This is a genomic window from Synechococcus sp. WC101 (genome assembly GCF_047461555.1).
GTDB lineage: Bacteria > Cyanobacteriota > Cyanobacteriia > Thermostichales > Thermostichaceae > Thermostichus.
Genome location: NZ_JANSHG010000280.1, coordinates 1 through 1,600, shown reverse-complemented (window position 1 = coordinate 1,600; position 1,600 = coordinate 1). Strand labels below are relative to the sequence as shown.

2 protein-coding genes, 1 tRNA gene and 1 pseudogene are annotated in these 1,600 nt (G+C 65.3%); 1 reads left to right on the top strand and 3 read right to left on the bottom strand.

Features of this window, described 5'->3' with window-relative positions; genetic code table 11:
- The coding region (locus NW809_RS12445; RefSeq protein ID WP_414402287.1) for an LptA/OstA family protein at window positions 1–400 on the top strand (400 nt) is incomplete at its 5' end.
- Window positions 401–463: 63 nt separating this feature from the next.
- Here the strand turns inward: NW809_RS12445 and NW809_RS12440 are convergent.
- The 3 genes and pseudogenes from NW809_RS12440 to NW809_RS12430 form a co-directional block, all read right to left on the bottom strand.
- A tRNA-Arg gene (locus NW809_RS12440) sits at window positions 464–537 on the bottom strand.
- Between the two features lie 17 nt (window positions 538–554).
- Window positions 555–1,220 carry a ribonuclease HII gene (locus NW809_RS12435; protein ID WP_414402286.1) on the bottom strand — a complete coding sequence of 222 codons (666 nt, stop codon included), beginning with the start codon at window positions 1,218–1,220 and terminating at the stop codon, window positions 555–557.
- Window positions 1,221–1,278: 58 nt separating this feature from the next.
- Window positions 1,279–1,600 (bottom strand): annotated as a pseudogene (locus tag NW809_RS12430) (ribonuclease E/G); the annotation flags it as partial.

Below are 1,600 nucleotides of genomic sequence, written 5' to 3'. Positions count from 1 at the left end.
GCAGAAAAACAGGTGCCAGCTAAGGGGGGTAGCCTGGGCGGTGGGGGTGGCGCTGCTGGCGATCCCCAGCCTGGCTTGGGGGCAAAACCCGCGTGCCCTCAGCATCAGCGCCGATGTCCAGGAGGCCAATGCCAACACGGGGGTGTTTGTAGCCACCGGCAATGTCACCCTCAGCTTTCCCGCCGAGCGCCTCACGGCCCGCGCCCAGAGAGCGGTGTACTACAGCCGGGAGCAGCGGATCGAGCTGGAGGGCCAGGTCACCATCCGCCAAGGGGAAAATCAGTTGCAAGCAGAAAAAGTCATCTATCACATCGAAAAAGGCACCATCCAGGCCGTGCCAGCAGCAGGAGGCCAGGTGGAGTCCGTTTATGTGCTACCAGAACCCACTGCGAGCCCCTAGCTAAGGCTTAGATCCAGATCCTGCTGAGAGAAGTGCTCCTTCGCTGTCTGCTTCTGGAAGAAACGCCCACGAAAGGATTCGAACCTCCGACCCCTGGGACCGGAACCCAGTGCTCTAGTCCGCTGAGCTACGTGGGCAGTACGTGGACTCTATCCTACTCTCCAATTTCGCCTGCCTGCAAGTCTCGCAGGGGGGCAAAGCTACGGCGGTGCTGGGGGCTTGGCCCCAAGCGCTGCAGCGCCAGTCGGTGCTCCTGCGTGCCATAGCCGACGTTGGTGCGCCAGCCGTAGCCGGGGTACTGGTGATCCCAGCTCTGCATCAGGGTATCCCGCCAGACTTTGGCCACGATGGAAGCGGCGGCGATGGAGAGGCTAAGCTGATCCCCTTTGACCAGGGCCGTCTGCCGGGATCCCAGCTCTGCCAACGGCAACCCATCCAGCAGAATGTGCTCCACTTCCCCCACCTGCGCCAGAGCTCGTTGCATGGCCAGCAGCGTGGCCTGGCGAATGTTGAGCTGGTCGATCTCGGCGGCAGAGGCGCTGCCAATGCCTACGGCCAGGGCTACTTGGGCAATCCGCTCCGCCCAGTGGGCGCGCTGCGGCGGGCGCAGTTGTTTGCAGTCTCTCACCCCTGACAGCGCCTCCGGATCCAGATGGGCCGGCAAAATCACCGCCGCCGCCACCACCGGCCCCGCCAGGGCCCCCCGCCCCACCTCATCCACGCCTGCCACCCGCCGCATCCCCTGTTGCCACAGGGATCCCTCCCACTTCAGGCTGGGCTGCACCACCTTGTCCACACCCCCAACTCCGGAGCCAACCATCCTCTTGACCGAGCCAACCGACCAACGGCGAGGTTTGCTCCCGGGCTCAGCGGGCCGGCTAGCTGCTGCGGGAGCGCCGTCGTCTGGAGGCCGCCGGAGATTGCTGAGACGGGTCGATGACTACCTCCTGGGGCGTCACCGTTGCCGGCGGCTCCGCCATCGATGATACAGGCGGAGGAGTTTGCGGCTCGGAGGGTGCTGGCGGGGGAAGAGTATTTACCGGCTCCTGCTCCGGCAAAGCTGCGGCTTCAGGGGCAACCGTCTCCGCCGTGCCGTTGGCAGAAGTTGCACCGGCCTCCGCCTCTTCCGGGCTGGCCATCTTTACAGTGCCCGGCAGGGCCACCATAACCACCGTGTCGCGGCCCGAGGGCGGTGGCTGA